15 protein-coding genes and 1 riboswitch are annotated in these 20,268 nt (G+C 71.0%); of the genes, 10 read left to right on the forward strand and 5 right to left on the reverse strand.

Features of this window, described 5'->3' with window-relative positions; translation table 11 throughout:
* Positions 1-3 precede the first annotated feature (3 nt).
* From NYZ98_RS03765 to NYZ98_RS03810, 10 genes are all read left to right on the forward strand, one after another.
* Entirely contained in the window at positions 4-786 is a 783-nt protein-coding gene (locus NYZ98_RS03765; protein WP_262841031.1) for a phytanoyl-CoA dioxygenase family protein, read from the forward strand.
* Entirely contained in the window at positions 779-1,756 is a 978-nt protein-coding gene (locus NYZ98_RS03770) for a phosphotriesterase family protein (protein ID WP_262841032.1), read from the forward strand. Before NYZ98_RS03765 ends, NYZ98_RS03770 begins: the two co-directional genes overlap by 8 nt.
* Before the next feature lie 2 nt (positions 1,757-1,758).
* Positions 1,759-2,988 carry a cytochrome P450 gene (locus NYZ98_RS03775; protein WP_262841033.1) on the forward strand — a complete coding sequence of 410 codons (1,230 nt, stop codon included), beginning with the start codon at positions 1,759-1,761 and terminating at the stop codon, positions 2,986-2,988.
* Positions 2,989-3,013: 25 nt separating this feature from the next.
* Positions 3,014-3,805: an SDR family NAD(P)-dependent oxidoreductase gene (locus NYZ98_RS03780; protein ID WP_262841034.1), complete on the forward strand. Its 792-nt coding sequence runs from the start codon at positions 3,014-3,016 to the stop codon at positions 3,803-3,805.
* Positions 3,806-3,863: 58 nt separating this feature from the next.
* A complete protein-coding gene (locus NYZ98_RS03785; protein WP_262841035.1) occupies positions 3,864-4,745 on the forward strand; it encodes a Gfo/Idh/MocA family protein in 882 nt (293 codons plus the stop codon).
* 138 nt (positions 4,746-4,883) lie between these two features.
* Positions 4,884-5,022, forward strand: a riboswitch (adenosylcobalamin (AdoCbl) riboswitch).
* Between the two features lie 41 nt (positions 5,023-5,063).
* The gene (locus NYZ98_RS03790; RefSeq protein WP_262841036.1) at positions 5,064-6,014 is read left to right on the forward strand and encodes an ABC transporter substrate-binding protein; all 951 of its coding nucleotides are present in this window, start codon (positions 5,064-5,066) and stop codon (positions 6,012-6,014) included.
* Between the two features lie 48 nt (positions 6,015-6,062).
* On the forward strand, positions 6,063-7,127 hold the full coding sequence (locus tag NYZ98_RS03795) for a FecCD family ABC transporter permease (protein ID WP_380706309.1): 1,065 nt from the start codon (positions 6,063-6,065) through the stop codon (positions 7,125-7,127).
* Positions 7,124-7,924, forward strand: a complete 801-nt coding sequence (locus NYZ98_RS03800) for an ABC transporter ATP-binding protein (RefSeq protein WP_262841037.1) — start codon at positions 7,124-7,126, stop codon at positions 7,922-7,924. Before NYZ98_RS03795 ends, NYZ98_RS03800 begins: the two co-directional genes overlap by 4 nt.
* 113 nt (positions 7,925-8,037) lie before the next feature.
* Positions 8,038-8,760, forward strand: coding sequence for an adenosylcobinamide amidohydrolase (locus NYZ98_RS03805; protein WP_262841038.1), 723 nt, complete (start codon positions 8,038-8,040; stop codon positions 8,758-8,760).
* A 399-nt stretch (positions 8,761-9,159) separates the two neighbouring features.
* Entirely contained in the window at positions 9,160-11,094 is a 1,935-nt protein-coding gene (locus NYZ98_RS03810) for an HNH endonuclease signature motif containing protein (protein ID WP_262841039.1), read from the forward strand.
* A gap of 24 nt (positions 11,095-11,118) precedes the next feature.
* Here NYZ98_RS03810 and NYZ98_RS03815 read toward each other — a convergent pair whose 3' ends face one another.
* The 5 genes from NYZ98_RS03815 to NYZ98_RS03835 form a co-directional block, all read right to left on the reverse strand.
* Positions 11,119-11,793, reverse strand: a complete 675-nt coding sequence (locus NYZ98_RS03815) for an AIM24 family protein (protein WP_262841040.1) — start codon at positions 11,791-11,793, stop codon at positions 11,119-11,121.
* Positions 11,794-12,432: 639 nt separating this feature from the next.
* Complete coding sequence (locus tag NYZ98_RS03820) at positions 12,433-14,202, reverse strand: hydantoinase B/oxoprolinase family protein (RefSeq protein ID WP_262841041.1); 1,770 nt, start codon at positions 14,200-14,202, stop codon at positions 12,433-12,435.
* Entirely contained in the window at positions 14,199-16,409 is a 2,211-nt protein-coding gene (locus tag NYZ98_RS03825) for a hydantoinase/oxoprolinase family protein (protein ID WP_262841042.1), read from the reverse strand. Before NYZ98_RS03825 ends, NYZ98_RS03820 begins: the two co-directional genes overlap by 4 nt.
* Before the next feature lie 223 nt (positions 16,410-16,632).
* A complete protein-coding gene (locus NYZ98_RS03830; RefSeq protein WP_262841043.1) occupies positions 16,633-18,303 on the reverse strand; it encodes a serine/threonine-protein kinase in 1,671 nt (556 codons plus the stop codon).
* Complete coding sequence (locus tag NYZ98_RS03835; RefSeq protein WP_262841044.1) at positions 18,300-19,739, reverse strand: zinc ribbon domain-containing protein; 1,440 nt, start codon at positions 19,737-19,739, stop codon at positions 18,300-18,302. Before NYZ98_RS03835 ends, NYZ98_RS03830 begins: the two co-directional genes overlap by 4 nt.
* Between the last annotated feature and the right edge of the window lie 529 nt (positions 19,740-20,268).

Below are 20,268 nucleotides of genomic sequence, written 5' to 3' on the forward strand. Positions count from 1 at the left end.
GGCATGGCCACGAACGCCCCGGTCCGCGATGTGACCGACCACGAGGTCGACTTCTTCGAGGAGAACGGCTGGGCGCTCCTGCCCCGCCTGGTCGACCCCGGCCTGGTGAGCGTGCTGCGCGAACGCGCGCGGGGCCACCTGGCCGACCGCTCCCCCGAGCGCGCGACCCTGGTCGACCAGGCGTTCGGCCAGTCCAGGGACGTCGCCCGGTCCGACGACGCCTTCCACGGCCTGACCTTCGACACCGCCATGGGACGGGCCGCCACCCGGCTGCTGCACGGCGTCGCCGGCGTCCGCGTCCAGGTCACCAACCTGCTGATCAAGGAACCCGGGACCGGCGGCCACGGTGCCACCGAGTTCCACCAGGACTTCCCCTGGATGCCGATGGACCGCTCGGCGATGCTGACCGTCTGGCTGGCGCTCGCCGACGTCCCCGCCGAGATGGGCAGCCTGCGGTTCTACAACCGGTCCCACCGCCACGGCATCCTCGGGCGCAGCTTCACCCGCGAAGGGGACGACCAGCTCACCCAGCACCCCTGGCTCGCGAAGCTGGAGCTGTCACCGCCCCTGGACCTTTTGGCCGGCGACGCCACCGTCCACCACGCGCTCACCGTCCACGGCGCCGGCGCCAACCGGGGCCAGGTCCCGCGCCTGTCCTTCACGGTCACCTACTTCGACGCCGACGCGCTCTACACCGGCACGCCGTACAAGCAGACCGACGGCCTCGGCCTGCGGGTCAACGCCCCCTTCGACCACCCCAGGTTCCCCGTGGTCTCCCATGGCTGAGGGCGCTGTCCAGACGGTGAAGGGGCCGGTGACCGCGCTCGGGGCCACGCTCATGCACGAGCACATCTTCGGGCTCAGCCCGGAGATCCTGTGGAACTGGCCGGACATCCCCGAAGGATGGGACCTCGAGACCCGCGCCCGGGAGGCGGCGGCCAAGCTGAACGAGCTGAAGGCCGAAGGCGTCGACACCGTCGTGGACCTCACCGTCGTCGGCCTCGGCAGGTACGTGCCCGCCGTCCAGCGGGTCGCCGGGCTCACCGAGGTCAACATCGTCGTCGCCACCGGGCTCTACACCTACGACGCGCTGCCGCCGTACTTCGGCAACCGCGGCCCCGGCAGCCTGTTCGGCGGGCCCGACCGGCTCGCCGAGTTCTTCGTCAGGGACATCACCGAAGGCGTCGGCCGCACCGGGGTGAAGGCCGCGATCCTCAAATGCGCCTCCGACCACCAGGGCATGACCCCCGGCTGCGAGCGGGTGTTCCGCGCGGTCGCGCGGGCGCACCTGGAGACCGGCGTGCCCATCAGCACCCACTCCCACAGCGGGACGCGCGGCGGGCTGGAGCAGCAGAAGCTGCTCGCGTCGCTCGGCGTGGACCTGTCACGCGTCGTCATCGGGCACGCCGGCGACTCCACCGACCCCGGCTACCTGGAGGAACTCGCGGCCGCCGGGTCGTACCTGGGCATGGACCGGTTCGGCATCGAGACGATCAGCTCGTTCAAGGACCGGGTCGCCATCGTCGCCGAGATGTGCGCACGGGGCCACGCCGACCGCATGGTGCTGTCGCACGACTCGTACTGCTTCAACGACCGGTTCGACGCCGAGGTCGTGCGGCGGCGCCACCCCAACTACCACCTGCTGCACATCTCCCGGGACGTGCTTCCCGAGCTGCGCGAACGCGGCGTCACCGAAGACCAGATCCACCGGATGCTCGTCGTGAACCCCCGAACGATCCTCACCCCCAGGTCGTGATCATGGAGAACAGCCCGCCCGCCACCGCCACCGACTTCGACGTCACCGCGGACTGGCACGTCGCCGCGCCGTACGAGTTCCTGCGCAGGCTCCGGCACGAGCGGCCGGTGTTCCGCAGCGAGCACTTGGGCGCCTATGTCCTGACCCGCCACGAGGACGTTCGCGCGGCGTACGGCGACGCGAAACGGTTCTCCTCCGAGGGGTCGCTGACGATCTCGCGCAGCCTGGCCGACGAGACCAGGAAGGTGCTCGGCGACCAGGGCTCCTTCCTGTCCAGCTTCGTGGCCAACGTCGACCCGCCCACGCACACGCGGCTGCGCCGCTCGGTGTCACGGGCCTTCACCCCGCGCGCCGTCACCGCCATGGAGGAACTGTTCCGGCGGCTCAACGAGGACATCCTCGACCGCGTCGCGCCGCGAGGGGAGGCCGACTTCGTCACCGAACTCGGCCACGTGCCCTCGGCCAAGCTCAGCGCCCGCTTCATCGGCGTGCCCGAGGAGGACGAGGAATTCGTCAAGGAGCACGTCAAAGACTGGTTCATGCTGTTCCTGTCCCCGCAGCCGCCGGACCGGCAGCTCGTGCTCGCGCGCAGCTTCCTCACCTACCTCGACTACGTCGACAAGCTGGTGGCCGCGCGCGCCGCCGAGCCCCGCGACGACTTCACCTCCCTGATGACCGGGCTCATCGGTACCGAGCTGTCGCACCGCGAGGTCGTCGAGCTGATCTCCACGATCCTGCTCGGCGGCAACGACACCGTGCCGAACCAGCTCGGCAACAGCGTGCTGCGGCTGCTGCGCGAGAACGCCTGGCCGCTGCCCCCCGAGCTGCTGCGGAACGCCGTCGAGGAATGCATGCGGATCGACGGCTCCAGCCTCGGCTCGTTCCGCTACGCGCTGGACGACGTCGACCTGCCGGGCGGCGAGGGGGAGCCGGTCACCATCCCCAGGGGCTCGCTGGTCCTGCTGTCCACCGACTCGGCCGCCCACGACGAGACGGTGTTCCCCGGCCCGGAGACCTTCGACCTCGGGCGCCCGAACTCCGACGCCCACATGACCTTCGGGTACGGCATCCACTTCTGCGTCGGCGCGGCCCTGGCCCGCCTGCAGCTCCGCACCGCCCTTGAGGTGCTGGGCGAGCGATTGCCCGGTCTGCGCCTGGTGCCCGGCCAGACGATCGCGTACCGCAGGTCCATCGTCGGGCGCGGCCTGCCCAGCCTGTTCGTCGAATGGTGAGCCGCCGTACCGCCGGGGGGCGGCCGTGAGGTTCGAGGGGCAGGTCGCCCTGGTCACCGGGGGCGGGTCGGGCATCGGCGCCGCCACCGCGCGGCGCCTGGCCTCCGAGGGCGCCCGCGTCGGCGTCGCCGACATCAGGCCCGCCGCGGCCTTCCAGGTCGCCTCGGCCATCGGCCCCGCCGCGTACGCCCTGACGTGCGACGTCGCCGACGAGAACTCCACGGCCGCGGCCGTCGCCGAGCTGGTGGAGCACTTCGGGCGCCTCGACGTCGTCCACTCCAACGCCGCCGCCCTCGGCCGCGAGGTGTTCGGGCGGGACGCCGGCCTGCTCGACCTGGACGTCGAGGTCTGGGACCGGACCATGGCCGTGAACGTGCGCGGGGCGATGCTCGTCGTCAAGCACGCGGTGCCGCACATGACGAACGGAGGCGCGATCGTGATCACCTCCTCGGTGTCCGGCCTGGTGGGCGACGCCGACCACGCCGCGTACGGCACCTCCAAGGCGGCCGTCAACGGGCTGGTCCGCTACGTCGCCACCATGTACGGCGACCGGGGCATCCGCTGCAACGCGGTCGCCCCGGCGCTGGTCATGACCGACACGGCGCGCACCGCCATGGGCCCCGAGCGGCTGGCGGAGAAGGCGGCCGAGCGCGTGCTGCCGTGGCCGGCCACCCCCGAGGACGTCGCGGCGCTCGTCGCCTTCCTGGCCTCCGGCGAGGCGCGCTGCGTGACCGGCCAGACCGTGGTGATCGACTGCGGCACCACCGCGCACCGCCCCGAGCACGCCGTGCGCTCCTGGAGGGACGCGACGCGATAAGTTCTGGACTGAGCTAGTCTCGCCTCCAATATTTGGGACTGAACTAGTCTCGCCTCCAATGTTGGGACAAGTCGGGGAGCTGAGCACCGTGGAGCCAGTGGCGGTGGGCCTGATCGGAGCGGGACCGTGGGCGGAGGCCGTGCACGCACCCACGCTCGCGGCGGGCCCGCACACGCGGCTCGCCGGCGTCTGGGCGCGCCGCCCGAGGTCGGCCGCGCGGCTCGGCGTCCCCGTCTACGAGCGGATCGAGGAACTCTTCGAGGTCTGCGAGGCCGTCGCGTTCTGCGTCCCGCCGGCCGTGCAGGCCGAACTCGGCGTGCTGGCGGCCAAGGCGGGCAAGGCGCTGCTGCTGGAGAAGCCGCTCGCCGCCGACCTCGACGGCGCCAGGCGCCTGGCCGACACCATCAGCGAGACCGGGGTCGCGTCCCAGATGGTGCTCACCTTCCGCTACTCGGCCGCCACCAAGGCGTTCCTGGAACGCGTCCGCGCCATCGAGCCCTTCGGCGGGTACGCGCTGAACATCTCCGGCGCGCTCTACAGCATCGACTCGCCGTGGCGGCAGGAGCGCGGGGCCATCCTCGACGTGGGCCCGCACATGATCGACATGCTGGGCGCCGCGCTCGGGCCGATCACCGGGGTCCGCGCGCACGGCCACCCGCTCGGCTGGATCGGGCTGCTGCTGGAACACGAGAGCGGGGCGGTCAGCGAGGCGTCCATGTCCATGGCCGCGCGCGTCGACCACGGCTCCTCGCAGGTGGCGATCTTCGGGCGGCACGGCAGCGAGGGCCTGGACGGGGGCGACCTCGGCTACGACGTCTTCCCCGACATGGTCGCCGAGTTCGCCCAGACCGTCAGGCGCGGCGGCGGCCACCCCCTCGACGCCCGCCACGGGCTCCGGCTCCAGGAGATCATCGCGGCGGCGGAGGCGCAGCTCGTCTGAGGGGCACGCTTCGTGGTGTCACGGCTTGCCGGAGGGTCATGTTCCCACGGCTTATCGGAGGGCCGTAATCCCGTGGTGCCGTTGGGGCGTGGTTCGTCGGCGGGCCTCCCGTTCGTCCGGGCGACGCGCCGGTTGATACCGTTCCTCTGACGCGCAGCACGCAGCGAAGTCCGGTGTGAGTCCGGCGCTGTCCCGCAACTGTGAGACCCCCGGGTCGAGCCAGGTCGCCTGCCTGCCGCGCCGACGCCGTCAACCCTCGTGGAAAAGGGTGATCCGTCACCATCGGGTCTCTCGTTTCCCGGCAACAGGAGGAACCTCGTGAGGCCCGTACGCACGGCCTTGGCGGGCGCGTTGCTGGGTGCGCTGACACTGGCCGCATGCGGCCAGTCCACCGGCACCCCGGAAACCGCCTCCGCCACGCCCACCCCCGCCGCGTCCTCCCAGGCCGCCGGCTTCCCGGTCACCGTCCAAGCGGGCAACGGCCCCGTCACCGTCGCGGCCCGCCCCGCGCGGGTCGTCTCGCTGTCCCCGACCGCCACGGAAAGCCTGTTCGCCATCGGCGCCGGACCGCAGGTCACCGCCGTGGACGACCAGTCGACCTACCCCGCCGAGGCGCCCAAGACGAAACTGTCCGGCTTCAAGCCCAACGCCGAGGCGATCATCGCCGAGAAGCCCGACCTGGTGGTCCTCGCCAACGACACGGGCGGCGTCGTGGCCGCGCTGACCAAGGTCGGGATCCCGGTCCTGCTCGAACCCGCCGCGACCAAGCTGGAGGAGAGCTACGACGAGATCGCCGACCTCGGCGCAGCCACCGGCAACAAGGCGAAGGCGGACGAGGTCGCCGAGGGCATGAAACGGCAGATCTCCGAGCTGACCGCCGACGCGCCCAAGGACGGCAAGCTGACGTACTTCCACGAACTGGACAACACGCCGTACTCGGTGACGTCCAGCACGTTCATCGGCCAGATCTACGGGATGTTCGGGCTGACCAACATCGCCGACAAGGCGCCGGACGCCGCCGGCGGGTACCCCAAGCTGTCCAGCGAGTTCGTGGCCAAGGCCGACCCCGACCTGATCTTCCTCGCTGACACCAAGTGCTGCGGGCAGTCCAAGGAGACCCTGGCCAAGCGCCCCGGGTGGGGCGGGCTCACGGCGATCAAGAAGGACCGGGTCATCGCGCTCGACGACGACATCGCCTCGCGGTGGGGTCCGCGCGTGGTCGACCTCGTCAAGACCGTCGGCGAGGCCGTCAAGAGGGCCGGAACCTGACATCTCGGGGCGTGCTGACGTGTAGGGCGTCCCGCGTGGTGCTGCCGCGTGGGTGAACGGGTGTCGGCGGTGGTCGACGCCGGTCGGGCGGGAGCCGGGGCGGCGCGGCGGCGTCCCCTGGCGCTCGCGGCCGCCCTCGCCGTGCTCGCGCTCTGTCTCCTCGCCGGGCTGATGATCGGCGCGGCGGGCGTACCGGTCAGGGGCATCGTCCTGGAACTGCTGGACCGGTTGCCGCTGGTCTCGGCGAACTCCGGGCTCGCGCCCGTCGAACGCGGGCTGCTGTTCCAGCTCAGGCTGCCCAGAGTGGTGATGGCGGCGGTCGTCGGCGGCCTGCTGGCCGTCGCGGGCGCCGGGTACCAGGGGGTGTTCCGCAACCCGCTCGCCGACCCGTACCTGCTCGGCGCCGCCGCCGGCGCCGGGCTCACCACGACCCTGATGATCGTGCTGGTCCAGGTCGACGGACTGGTCCCGATCGCCGCCTTCGCCGGGGCCATCGGCGGCGTCCTGCTGGCGTACGCGCTGGGCAACACGGCGGGACGCGCCGGGGGGACGGCCACACTGGTGCTCGCCGGGGTGGCGGTGTCGTCGTTTCTGTCGGCCGTGCAGACCTTCGTGCAGCAGCTCCGTGTCGAACAGCTTCAGCGGATCTACTCGTGGATCCTCGGGGGCATCGACGGCGACTGGTCGAAGGTCTGGCTCATCGCCCCCTACGCCGTCGTGTCGGCGGTCGTCCTGCTCGCGCACGGGCGGCTGCTGGACGTGCTGTCCGTCGGCGACGACGAGGCGACCAGCCTGGGGGTCAACGCCGTCCGGGTCCGGTTCGTCGTGCTGTGCGCGGCCTCGCTCGCCACCGCGTCCGCCGTCGCGGTCAGCGGGCTCATCGGGTTCGTGGGCATCGTCGTGCCGCACGTCGTCCGGCGGCTCGCGGGGGTGTCGTACCGCGTGGTGCTTCCGCTGTCGCTGGTCGCCGGGGCGTCGTTCATGGTCCTGGCGGACCTGGTCGCCCGTACTGTGCTCGCCCCGGCCGAGCTGCCGATCGGCGTGGTCACCGCCTTCATCGGGGCGCCGTTCTTCGTGGGCCTGCTCCGCGCGACGCGGGCGGTGGACACGTGAGCACCCCTGGCGGCGGGGTGAACCTCGTGGAGGTACGGGACCTCTCGGTCGAACTGGACGGGCGGCCCGTCCTGTCCGAGATTGGCCTGTCGGCGGGCGGCGGGGAGTGGCTGGCGGTCATCGGGCCCAACGGCGCCGGCAAGTCGACGCTGCTCAAAGCGATGATGGGGCTGGTCGAGGCGCGCGGCGAGGTGCTGGTCGACGGAGTGGCCGTGCGCGGGCTCAAGCCCCGGCAGCGGGCCCGGTTGATGGCCTACGCGCCGCAGAGCCCGGTGCTGCCGGCGAGTCTGACCGTCTTCGAATACGCGCTCCTTGGCCGCACACCGTACATCTCGTACCTGGGCCGGGACACCCGAGACGACCGCGAGATCACCGGATCGGTGCTGGAACGGCTCGACCTTTCCGCGCTCGCGGCCCGGCCGCTGGGGCGGCTGTCCGGCGGGGAACGGCAACGGGTCGTGCTCGCCCGGGCGCTCGTCCAGCGTGCGCCCGTCCTGCTGCTCGACGAGCCCACGACCGCGCTCGACCTCGGGCACCAGCAGCAGGTGCTGGAACTCGTCGACCGGCTCCGCCTCGCGGACGGGCTCACCGTGGTGACCGCCATCCACGACCTGAGTTTGGCGGGACAGTACGCGGACGCCATGCTGCTCATCGCGGGCGGGCGGCTCGTCGCCTCCGGGCCCGTCAAGGAGGTGCTGACCGAGCCGCTGCTCGCCCGGCACTTCGGGGCGCGCGTCCGGGTCGAGGGCGGGGCCGACGGGCGGCCGCTCGTCAACCTCATCCGGCCCGGCGACTAGGGATATTTCGGTTTTCGCGGGTTCGGTTTCGGTCTGTGCGGCTCTGTACGCTGTCGGGACGCGGGTCGTGCGGCTCCGTACGCTTGTCGGGACCTGGGTCGTGAGGAGATCGCATGCTGTCCCTGACCCATCGGCACGAGGACGGCGCCCGGCTGGCGTCGCTGCTGTGGCACTTCGGCCCCGGGTGGCGGATGATCTCCTCGGCGATGGTCGGCGGCGGCATCGGGCCCGGGGAATGGGTGCTTAACGCGCAGGTCGTGGGGGCGTACTCGCGGATGGACCCGATCGAGCACCTACGGGAACTCGCGCCTGGCGGGCCGGGGGTGGGGATGATGACTGCCGCCTCGGTCGCGCACTACACCCGGGCGGGGGACGCGGGCGTGGAGGCGGTCGCGACGGTGGGGTTGCGGGTGCCGACGCTGGCGGCCCTTCCCGAGGGGGTGCCTGATCGTGAGCTCTGGCCCGCTGTGCGGGATCGTGCGGCGGGACGGTCCGTGCCTCCTGATCGGGTGGTTTCCGGGGGGCGGGTCGCTTTTCCGGCTCCTGGGACGATCAACATCATCGTGTCCGTTCCCGTCGCCATGTGCGACGCCGCGCTGGTCAATACGGTGATGACGGTGACCGAGGCCAAGTCCCAGGCGCTGGCCGAGGCCGGTTACGCGTGCACGGGGACCGCTTCGGATGCCGTGTGTGTGGCCGTGCGCGCCGAGGGGCCCGAGGAGCTGTTCGGCGGGCCGAGGTCGACGTGGGGTGCTCGCATCGCGCGGGCCGTCCATGGGTCCGTTCTCAGCGGGGCCCGCGCCTGGGAGAGGGCCACGGGGACCGTCCAGGGCTGATTGGTTTCCGCCTGTTCTGGGCGTTTGGCGTCGTGCTTTATGCGGCTTTGTGTGGCTTTGTCGCCGGGTCGTGTCCTCCTCTCGTATCGGTGCCGACAGGCCGTTGGTCGTGCTGACGACGATGGTCCGCGCGGCGGCCGTGTGCGGGTCTTCGAAAGTATTTTCTGGAAGGCGGGGGGAGGGGCGGTTATTGTCGGTGGTCGTTCGTATGCTCTGGGTAGTTGTTCGATGGCGGGTGATCGGGGGTGTCTGGGCGTGGCCGTCGCGCGTACGAGGACCGTTGCTGGGGCCGACCGTGGCGTTGCCGCGTGCCAGGGGGCTGCCGAGGGGGTTCAGGCCGGTTCCGTTAAGGCACGCGGGCGCGATGGCGGTCCCGGTCGGCGCCGGGGAGCCGGGTCGGTGGTCGGCGGAACACCGGGGCCCGACGGTCTGCCGGGCGCCTCGCCTGGGGGTGACTGGCTTGACGAGCCGGACGCCGGCTTGTTGAGTCCGGGTTCGCCGGGGCCGGATCTGCCGAGTGGTGAAGGGCTGGGTGCCGGGCTGTCGGGGGCCGACCTGGCGGCGGCTCTGGAGGGGCTCGACGTCGGCGCTCTGCCTCGCGGCGCGCTGGTCGATCTGCTGGTGTCCTGGCGCCGGCTCGGATCCTGGGTGAAGGCGCGCGAGCTTGAGCTGGTGAACGTCCTGGCCGAGCGGTACAGCTCTGACGAGCGTTTCAGCAGTGACTGGTTGTTCTGGTTGCACTCGGAGATCGCGCTGGGAATGACGCTGACCGAATGGTCGGCGGCGACCCTGATCGAGACCGCCGCGACCCTGCGCGACCGGCTCCCCGGCACGATGGAGTTCCTGCGGGCCGGGGTGCTGGACGAGCCACGCGCGCGGGTCATGGTCGAGGGGGTCAAGGGCCTGTCGGACGCGGCCTGCCACCGCGTCGAGGACGCCATCCTCGACCAGGCTCAGGACCTGACGACGGGCCAGTTGCGGGCCTTGGTCGCGGCCACGGTCAACCAAGTGGCGGCCGGTGAGGCACGGGCGCGGCGCGAGTGCTCGGAGCGGTCCCGGCGGCTGGAGCTGCGAAACGACGGCCAGGGCACCGCCGAGATCTTCGGACTCGGCCTCCCCGCCGGGCCGGCGACCGCCGCCTACAACCGGGTGAACGCGATCGCGCGCGCGGCGAAACGTGCCGGCGACGCGCGGACGACCGATCAGCTCCGGTCGGACGTCTTCCTGGCGCTTCAGCTCGGCCTGATCGGCCCTGGGACCAGCACCGTTCCTGATTCGGTGGCGCTCGCGGACGTGCGTGGCGACCGTTCCGACGGGGTCGCTGCGGCGCCCGTATGCGATGCCGTCTCTGATGTCAGCCGGGTGGACTTGCCGTTGCGGGCTCACGACGCTGTTCCGGTCACAGGCTCGGGGGAGGCGGGGCCCATGGCCTCCTCGCCGCGCGGCCCAGATGAACGGCATGCGGTGAGCAGCGTGGTGACCGCCATGACGAAGAGATCAGGCCATCGGCCGCCGCCTGACGATTCCGGCGGGCGTCGGACAGAGGCGTCCAGCGGGTCGGGCGGGGCCGGGATCGTCGGCGGGGTCGGGGATTTCGGCGTTGGTGGTCGAGGCGCGGGTGGCCGTCCAGGGCTCATCTGGACCGGCGATCCCGAGGACGAGGCCATTCCCTACCAGGCGCCGCCCGAGTACGACAGCGACATTCCCGCACCTGACGAACCTCAGTACGCGCACCAAGACGCGTACGCCGACGACCTTCCGTGGATCGGTGACACCCTCCAGGCCGGGGTACCGGCGGCGGAGGGGCTGCTGGCCGCGGCCGCACGCTATGTGGGAGCGCCTCATCTGGTCATCGGGCTCCAGACGTTGCTCGGCCTGTCCGAGGCACCGGCCGAGTTGGGGCGCTACGGATCACTGGTCGCCGACATTGCCCGGCAGATCGCCGACACGACTCTCCGGACCGGCGTCAAGCTCTGCTGGACCGTCCTCGCCGATGATGGACAGGCCCTCCACCACGGACAAAGCAGGTACAAACCCAGCGAAAAGCTTCGCGAGCTCGTCAATGCGCGAGATCGGACCTGCCGATTTCCGCGATGTCGCAGAGCCGCCGCCCACTGCGATATCGACCACACCCTGGCCCACGACCAGGGCGGTCCAACATGCCTGTGCAACCTGGCCCCGCTGTGCAGACGTCACCATCGGCTGAAGCAGGCCGAGGGCTGGTCCCTGATTCCCCTCGAAACAGGCGTACTGGCCTGGACCACGCCCTCGGGCCATGTCCACGTCGTCCGCTCCGACGGTTATGGCAACGTCGTCGCGGTGGCCGATGGCTGAATTCGATCGCACGGGCCCGGGGTTCTAGTTGCCGTGGCTGTGGGCGGGAACGGTCGCGCCTTCGCTCGCCTGGACGAGGACGAAACCCGAGCCCCGGAACGCCAGTTGCATGGCCTCACCGCTTCCCCGGCCGATGAGGGCTCCCAGCTTGACGGTGCGGTTGACGCCGACCTGCAGGTTCGCGCTCCAGCACACTGCCGCTTGCGCGTCCGCGAAGGTCGGCATGCGGCTGGTGTCCAGCACCACGGGCGTACCGTGCGCCGTGACCGCGACCCAGCCAGTGCCCCTGATGGTGGTGTTGAACAGGCCGCCCGTCGCCATGCCCGCACCCTGTACTCGCTGGATGTCCCAGGTCAGTTGCGGGTCGAAGGCCAGCAGGTTGGAGCCGTTGACCGTCAGTGCTTCGTTCTCCAAGTAGAACAGGTGGACGTCGTCGGCTTCGTGTGCCAGGTACAGCAGGCCCTGTCCTTGCACCCGCATCAACGGCGCGCCTTCGCCGGTCACCATCTTCTTGAGGAAACGACCGACGCCACCTGAGCCTTCGTAGTCGAAATTCATCTGGCCCTGGAAGGCGACCATGGACCCTTGCCTGGCGAGCACCTCACCCCGCAGATCGACCCGCAGCATCTTGGAGTTCTGCGTGGCGAAGTTGCCGGGAAGCTGTCCCGCGTCCAGGTTGGCGAAGACGGAACTGCGCATTTGGGGGAAGATCCCTTTCGTTGGCGTAAGCCTGCAAGGTGTGTGACGAACCGGCGCATCCCCCAAGTTCCGCATCCGGCCCCGTCGATGACATTCCGCACCTTGCCGATCTGGCCGCAGCCTTTCACTAGCCCACGACGCGGTCTCACTAGCCCAGGACGCGGCCTCACTTGCTTCCCACGCGGCCCTCTCACTGCTCCTCTCCCCACGCGTCCTCATTCTGCTCCCCACGCCGGCTCGGGAAGCCAGAGGCGGTCATACCCATCGGAGACATCCGTGGTGGCGGCGAGGTTGGCAGGGTAGTGATCAGCGTCAAAGCGGGGCGCTTTCCCGGACGGAGCACTCCAGGGGATGGATGGCGCATCGAGCGAGGGGGCGCCTAGTCAGTGGACTCCGTCCCAACGTGAGCGCCTCTCAACGAGCGCCTGCCCGAACGTGCGCCTGCCCGAACGGGCGCCTTTCAACGTGCGTCTGCCCGAACAGGCGCCTTTCAACGTGTGCCTGCCGGACAAGCGCCTTTCAATGTGCGGGCTGCCCGAACGGGCGACTTCTCGAACTGCAACTCTCGTCCCAGGTGTATTTCTGAGAACGGAATGACCGCCGAGGCAGTGAGGGTGAAAGCTTCGTCTTGTCGCGTCTTCACATGGTTTCAACCGGTGAGGATGTCAGGCTGTAGTCGGCTTGGGCGCCGGCATTGGTGATCTTGCCGGATTTGAGGTCGAGGTGGATCTCCTCGGCGGGACGGTCCCTGGGGGAGCCGATGCCGCCGCCACCGGTCGTCTCGATGACCAGCGCCTCGCCCGCGTCGAAGCGGACGTTGTTGACCTTGGAGTTCAGGCGCTCCACCGTGCCGTCGAGGTGGCGTTTGAAGAAGCCGCCGAGCCGGCCCGGCAGCCCGCCCGACCTGCCGGGCGGTGCGCCGCGTAGCCGGTCGCCGCGCGTGGTGACATGGGCGTCGGCGAGGAATCGGAAGACCGTCCTGGACCCGAGGCCTCCGCGCCACCGCCCCGGCCCGCCGGAGTCGGGGATGGTCTCCACCGACTCCACGATCAGCGGGCACCGGGTTTCGACCGGTTCGACCTGCGGTACCGAGTTGCGGCCGATGCCGAAGTGGACGCCCGTTGCGTCCGGGCCGTCCTTGCCCGCACGCGCGCCGACCCCGCCGAAGTCGTAGGACAGGTGGATCCAGTACGGCGCGGAGCGTGCGGCGATGCTGAAGGGCTGCAGGATCCCGGAGGCGGCGATGGCCCGGTCCGGCATCGCGTCCGACAGTGCCTGGAAGATCGCCTCCATGGCCGCATAGATCGGTACGAAACGCCCGCCGCACGGGTACGGCGAATGCGCATTGAGCAGCGATCCGGGCGGGAGGCGTACCTCGATCGCACGCAGGCACCCGTCGTTCATCGGGATCGTCGGGTCGAGAAAGCACCGCACCGCGAACACGGCGGCGGCGAGCGATTGCGACGAGGAGGAGTTGATCGCCGCCGGAACCTGCGGATCGGTCCCCTCGAAGTCGAGCACGATGCCCGGCACGCGCCCGATGCGTCGCTCGGCGTGGGGTGGGGGCTGGGCGGTGGGTGGGCTGAGGGTGTGCGGGGGTGGGCTGGACACTGGGGGGTTGGGGCCGATGATGATGGTGACGCGGACTGTGTGCGGGCGGGTCAGGTCGATGCCGTCGTCGTCGATCGCATATGAAGACGGGTACCTCCCGGGCGGCAACTCGGCGAGAGCGCCCCTCGTCCGGGTCTCGGTGTAGTCCAGGTAGGCGTCGATGCCTTCGGCCAGCCCGTCCGGGCCGTGTTCGGCGAGCAGGGACTCCATCCGGGTCGCCGCGACGGCGGTGCCCGCGATCAGGGCCCGGACATCACCGATGACCTTGTCCGGGGTACGGCTGTTGGCCCGCATGATGGCCTCGATCGCGGGCTCCAGCCCGGCCGCCGTGGCCAGGCGCACGGGCGGGATCTGAAGTCCTTCGAGGAAGATGTCGGTCGCGAGGGGCGCCATCCCACCCGCCGACAGGCCGCCGAGGTCGGAGACGTGGATCATGGTGGCCGTGAAGTAGGCGGGTCGCCCACCGGAGAAGACGGGCCGGTACACCAGCAGGTCATTGGTGTGCACCCCGCCCCGGTAGGCGTCGTTCAGGACGAACACCTCGCCCGGCCGCATGGTCGCGGCGGGAATGTCCTTCAGCAGCTCGGGAAGGGCGATCTTCAGGGCCATGCTGTTCATGAGCGTCGTGGCCATCGACTGGGCGACCAGCCGGCCGCCGGCGTCGAGGATCGCGGCGGAGGCGTCGGACCCTTCGACGATGAACGTCGAATACGCGGACCGCACCACCACGATGCTGGCCTCTTCGGCGGCCACCACCAGCGCGTTCCTCAGCACCTCGGCCGTGATCGACTCGGTCAACGCGCACGCTCCAGGATCACGGCGCCGGTGCTGGAGAGGACGGCGGTCCAGCCGGGCGGGACGACGATCGTCGCCTCGGCGTCCTCGATGATCGCGGGACCGGGGGTGCGGGGGAGGCGGTCACGGGTGAGCACCGGCGTGTCGATGAACCCGCCACACTCCGGAAACCACGCGGCCCTGACCCGCCCACGAGGCGTGCCGACCGATCCGCCCCGTACCTGCGGTACGTCGACCGATTCGTCCCCCAGCCCTTCGGCCGATCCATCCAATATCTGTGGCGTGTCGCTTGATCCAGCTCGCGACTGTGGATCTGCATGCCGCTCGTGCGGGGTAACGGCGTGGCCGCGATGGGGCTCGTCAGGAGCCGGTTCGTCGTCGGGGCGGGAGTGGGTGGTCAGGGTGTGGGTGGTCAAGGTGTGGGGTGGGGTGGTGGCGTGTTGGGTGAGGCGGACGCGGTAGCTCACGACTTCGACCGGCCCCTGCTGCTCAATCCCATAAACCTGCCGATATTTCGCGACAAATCGCCCAGCCAACTCCTCCGGCACATCACTCCACGGCACCGTAAGATCATGCGCCTGCCCCAAGAACCGCAGGTCGGCCGAACGCTCCACCGATACCCCCGGGGACCCGAGCGTGAGCCCCAGGTCCGCCGCCGCCCCCGCCGCCAGCTCCTCGAACACGGCGCCCGGATCCCCGGCCCCGAGCCGGGACAGCACCCGGTCGGTGGACAGGTCTCCCGCCAGCAGCCCCGCGGCCGACCCCACTCCGCAGTGCGGTGGAACGGTCACCGTGTCGATCCCGAACCGCTCCGCGACCCGGGCCGCGTGCATCGGCCCCGCCCCGCCGAACGCGACCATCACGAACCCGCGCGGGTCGATGCCCCGCTGCACCGTCACCACGTGCACGGCCGAGCCCATCGCCGCGTTGGCGATCTCGTGGACGGCGTGCGCCGCCTCGGCCCGCGAGACGCCGAGCGGCCAGGCGAGCCGCTGGTCGACGGCCTTCTCGGCCAGTTCGGCGAACAGGGAGAGTGTGCCAAGGGACGACGGGTCGAGGTAGCCGAGCACCAGGTTGGCGTCGGTGACGGTGGGTTCGTCCCCGCCCAGGCCGTAGCAGGCCGGGCCGGGTTCGGACCCCGCCGACCGGGGGCCGACCCGCAGCGCGCCGGCCGCGTCCACCCAGGCGATGCTCCCGCCGCCCGCGCCGACCTCGGCCAGGTCGATCGCCGGGGTCTTGATCGGTACGCCGGTCCCGGCGCGCCGGCCACCGAAGCTGCCCTTGCCGCCGACGTGGAACTCGTGGGTGATCTCCGGCCGGCCGTCCCTGATGACGCACGTCTTGGCCGTGGTGCCGCCCATGTCGAACGAGATGATGTCCGGGTGCCCGGTCAGGGCCGCCGCGAGCGCTCCCGCCGCAGGCCCGGACTCGATCGTGGCGACGGCCCGGCGCGCGGCGAGCTCCGCCGACATGACGCCGCCGGAGGACTCCATGACGTGCACGGGCGCCGTCACCCCGATCGCGTGCAGCCGTTCACGGAGCCGCCGGAGGTAACGGGCCATCACCGGCCCGACATATGCGGACATGATGGTGGTGGTCGCCCGCTCGTACTCGCGGATCTCGGGCCACACCTCCGACGAGGTGACCACGTCGGCACCGTCCGGCAGGGTCTCGCGCAGGATCGCGGCGACGCGGGCCTCGTGGGCGGGTTCGGCGTAGGAGTGCAGCAGGCACACCGCGACCGAGGTGATGCCCTGTGCGGCGATCGACTCCGCGACCCGCAGGACCGCCTCCTCATCCAGCTCCTCCAGGATCTCGCCGCTCGGGCCGATCCGCTCGGGCACCTCGAAGCAGTCCTCCGGCGCCACCGGCGGCGGGGGCGGGTCGAACCGCAGGTCGTAGCGGTCCTCCTCGACGCGCGCGTACCGGCCGAGCGGGATGGCGCTGCGGAACCCGCGCGTGGTCACGTACGCGACCCGCTCGCCCTTGCGTTCGAGCACGGCGTTCGTGGCCAGGGTGGTGGCGTGGACGACCCGGGTGATCTCGGAGGCGGGGACGCCCGCGCGGCCGAGCGCGAGGAGGATCCCGGAGACGATCCCGTCAGTCGGGTCGCCGTGTGTGCTCAGGACCTTGGCCACGGTCACGGACTCGCCGCTGACGACCACGTCGGTGAAGGTGCCCCCGACGTCGACCCCGATGGCATGGCTCACGAGCCGCAGACTATTACCCGAGCAAGCGCTTGTCTACGAACCCGCCGCCGTCCCTGAACCCGTCACGGCGAACCCCCATCCAAACCGAACAAATCCCCACAAATCACTCCACGGAACAAATCACCAAGAAACTCGATATGCCCCGAAATCCAGAAAACCAGCCACCCCGAAAATGACCCATCCCCACAACGTCCCCCGACGTCCCCAAAACCCCCCCGACCCCCTACGACGTGAACTGCGCGCTGTCCAACACCCGGTCGATCATCGTCTGGTCGCACTTGGCCGGCGGGCAGAAGAACGTGATCAACGTCACCGGCTGCCCCTGCCCCCGCCCCACGATGTACACCACCAGGTCCAGCCGCCCCTGTTGCCCGGGGTCGTTCACCACCCCCGTCAGCTTGAACGCGGGCTTGCCCGCGACCGAGGCCGTCGTCGGCGCCGAGGCGAAGTCGGCGGGCCCCGGCAGGACGAAGCTGAGGCTGCGCTTCAGCGTCTCAGGCGGGTCCGATGTGGTGATGGTGTCGTTCACCTCGGCGAACACCCCTGTCGCCTGGTCGGGATGGGCGGTGAGCAGGGCGTTGACGGCCGTCCAGTCCGAGGCGATCGGCACCGAGAAGAGCATGTCGAACGTCGTCGCCGCCGGCGACAGGATGACGTACTCGTCGTTATGCGTACGCGCGTCCCACCCGCCCGGGTACTCGAACGAGAGCGGCGCGGCCGTGGACCCCGGGTACCGCTTGGCCCCCACCGTCGGCGCCCCCTGGCTGAGCAGCAGCGTGGCGGCGATGGCGATCGAGACCAGCACGGCCCCGGCCCCGATGAGCGCGCCCGCCGGCCAGCGCCGCTTCCCCGTCCGCCGGGTGGCCGGCCGGCTCGGCGCCGTCCCCTGGGGCCCCCGCATCGGCCCGGCCGAGTCCATCGAGCGGCCCTGCTCGGCGTACCGAGGCGAACCCGAGGGCGAACCCGAGGGAGCGCCGCCGGGAGGCACCGACCAGGCCTGACGCCCCTCGGGGAGACTCGGGTGCGGCTCCTCGCCGCTGATCGCGTCCCGGAGCGCGGACACGAACTCCTGGCAGCTCCCGTACCGCTCCGCCGGCGACTTGGCCAGCGCCCGGGCCATCACCTGGTTGACGGCGTGCGGCAGGTCGGGCCGGTACGGCGTCAGCGGCGGCGGCTCGTGGGAGACGTGCGCGTACAGCAGGGCCAGCTCGGTGTCCCGCTGGAACGGCGGCAGCCCGGTCAGCGCCTCGTACACGACGCACGCGAACGCGTACAGGTCGCTGCGCCCGTCCACGGTCAGCCCGCGGATCTGCTCGGGCGCCACGTAGCGCGGCGTGCCCATGAAGTGGCCGTGGCTGGTCAGGCCCGCCTCGGAGAAGGTGCTCTTGGTCAGCCCGAAGTCGGTGAGGTAGACGTGCTCGGCGTCGCGTTCGGTGCCGTCGGCGACCAGGATGTTCGCCGGCTTCACGTCGCGGTGGACCAGGCCGTGCTGGTGGGCTGAGTCCAGCGCGGAGGCGATCTGGGTGAACAGCCGGTAGGCCCGCGCCACCGGGAGCGGGCCGCTCGCCTGGATCAGCTTGCGCATGTCGGCGCCGTCGACGTAGCGCATGGCGATGAACAGCAGGTCGCCGCTCTCGCCCGCCTCGTAGATCGGGATGATGTTGGGGTGGTCGATACCGGCCACCAGGCGTGACTCACGCACGAAACGGTCGCGGAACCGCTGGTCCTGCGAGAGCTGCGGGGCCAGCACCTTGAGCGCGACCGCGCGGCCGAGCCGGTGGTCGTGGGCACGGTAGACGGTCGCCATCCCCCCGCGCCCGACCACCGCCTCGACCAGATAGTCCGCCACCTGGGCGCCGATCAGTGGTGGCATGGAGAACCCCTGCTCGCTCATTGATCCACCGCATGCCCGCAGAAGCCGCAGAAGCGATGGGCCTTTCCGAGGCGCATCCCGCACTGTGTGCAGAACACCACCTGTGTTCCGTTGCCCCCGGCCACGCCTGCCGCCGACCCGGGCACCACGGCCACGGGGGAGGGGCCGGTGCCGGATCCGGGCGCCCTGCGCTGGGCGGGGAAGGACCCCTCCGCGGGAGGCCCCGCGTCCATCGCCTGGGTGCCCAGCGGTGGCCACGTGGCCGCCGCGGCCATCCGTTCGGGCGTTCTGTCCCCCTCCGCGCCGTCCTCGCCGGCCTGGCGGCGCCGCCGGAGCGTGAGAGGCACGGCGATCGCGATCAGCACGCCGACGGCCACCACCCCGATGGCGGTCAGCACCAGCGGCGACAGCACGAACGCGGGCTTCCTGGCGGCCGGGGCGTTCGCCTGGGTGGACGGCCCCTTCGCCCGGTTGGCCCGGGCGAACCGCAGGTGGTCCTGGGCGACGGCGTGGTCGGGACGCAGCCTCAGCACCTGCTCCAGCACCGGGATCGCGTTGGCGTAGAACTTGTTGTGGTACGACGCCAGCGCCGTCTCGTACACGACGTCGACCGGGCCGCGCCGGGCCGTGAGGTTGGCCGCGACCAGCGCCGCGCGGATGTCCTCCACCGGGGTGAGGGTCTCGGGGGCCCCGCCCCCGCCGGTGACCAGCCCGATGACCTCGCTCTTGCCGTCGTCGACGACCGCGGCCCCGTCGCCGTCGTTGGACAGGAACGTGCTGAGCTTGCTGCGCTCGGCCGGTTTGAACGTGCGCCCGCCGGGCGGGTCGAGGTGGGCGGTCTCCACCTTCGGCGGCGTCTTGGCGCTGGGGCGGACGGGCAGCCCGACCACGTCGGTGGACTCGATGCCGCTTCCGAGACCGGTGCCGAGCGGGACCGTCGGGAGCGTGGAGTCCTCGCCGCCCTTGGCCAGCTTCAGCACCGCGGGGGCGGACGGTGAGGTCCCGGTGTGCACCAGGTCCGCCGGGTACCCCTCGGGTACGGGCGGGTCGGCGTACGGGAAGACGGTGACCTTGGTGACGGCCGTGACGATGCAGTTGGAGTTCTGCCGCTGCGGCGGGTAGCACGCCTGGAGGCGGCCGTTGAGGTCGGGGTTCTTCAGCTTGTGCCGGGAGAAGTCGGCGGGGATCTTCACCTTGAAGTACTCGGCGAAGACCCGGTTGGCCGCGTAGATGCTCACGTCCTTGCCCGACTGGACCACGCCTGTCGCGGTGACGACGACGCCGTCGGGGGAGACGTTGAAGCCGCTGCCGATCCCCACGGGGGTCTCGTACTCGCGGACGACCTGCTGGATGACCCCCCGGTCGTCGAGCAGGTTGATCGTCACGTGCGCCTGCGCCTCGACCCGGACCGTTCCAGGTAAGACGCGGTCGGTCGAGCCGCTTGGGTGCGGGTGCATTCCGAGAGTGAGTGATCCCAGAGCGCTTAACCCCGCGATGAGGTAGTGCAGGCGGGGCATCTCCGCCTCCTATTCCGGACCAGAGTGATCCCAGGGTCGCAGTGCTGGCAGCGCCGTTCAAGGCTCCTGAGGCGGCCGTCACGGACTTGCAATCGGTCCTTGAACGACCTGCGACAACGAGTTATCGATCTTGATCGGACTTGGAGGTCGCTTGGAGACGGCTTGCGGGGGAGCCGGCGGCCGTGTCGGGCACGCCGATCCGAGATTAATCTCCAGCTTGAACCGATATTAACCGCTCTTTACCGCCACATGAGGCGCTCATCGCCGCGGCCATCGGGACGACACCCCGGCGCGGGCCCGGCCGGACACGTCGCCGAAGATTTCGGGCCCGGGACGACCCCCGTACCGGCGTGGCCGTGGACCCCGTACCGGCCCCCCGGCGGGGGTCCCGTGCCGGGCGGGCCGGAGAACCGGTACCGCAGGGGCCGGGACCCGAGTCCGGGACCCCGACCGGGTGTACGGGTTTCCC

Source organism: Sphaerisporangium corydalis (assembly GCF_025506355.1).
Lineage (GTDB): Bacteria > Actinomycetota > Actinomycetes > Streptosporangiales > Streptosporangiaceae > Sphaerisporangium > Sphaerisporangium corydalis.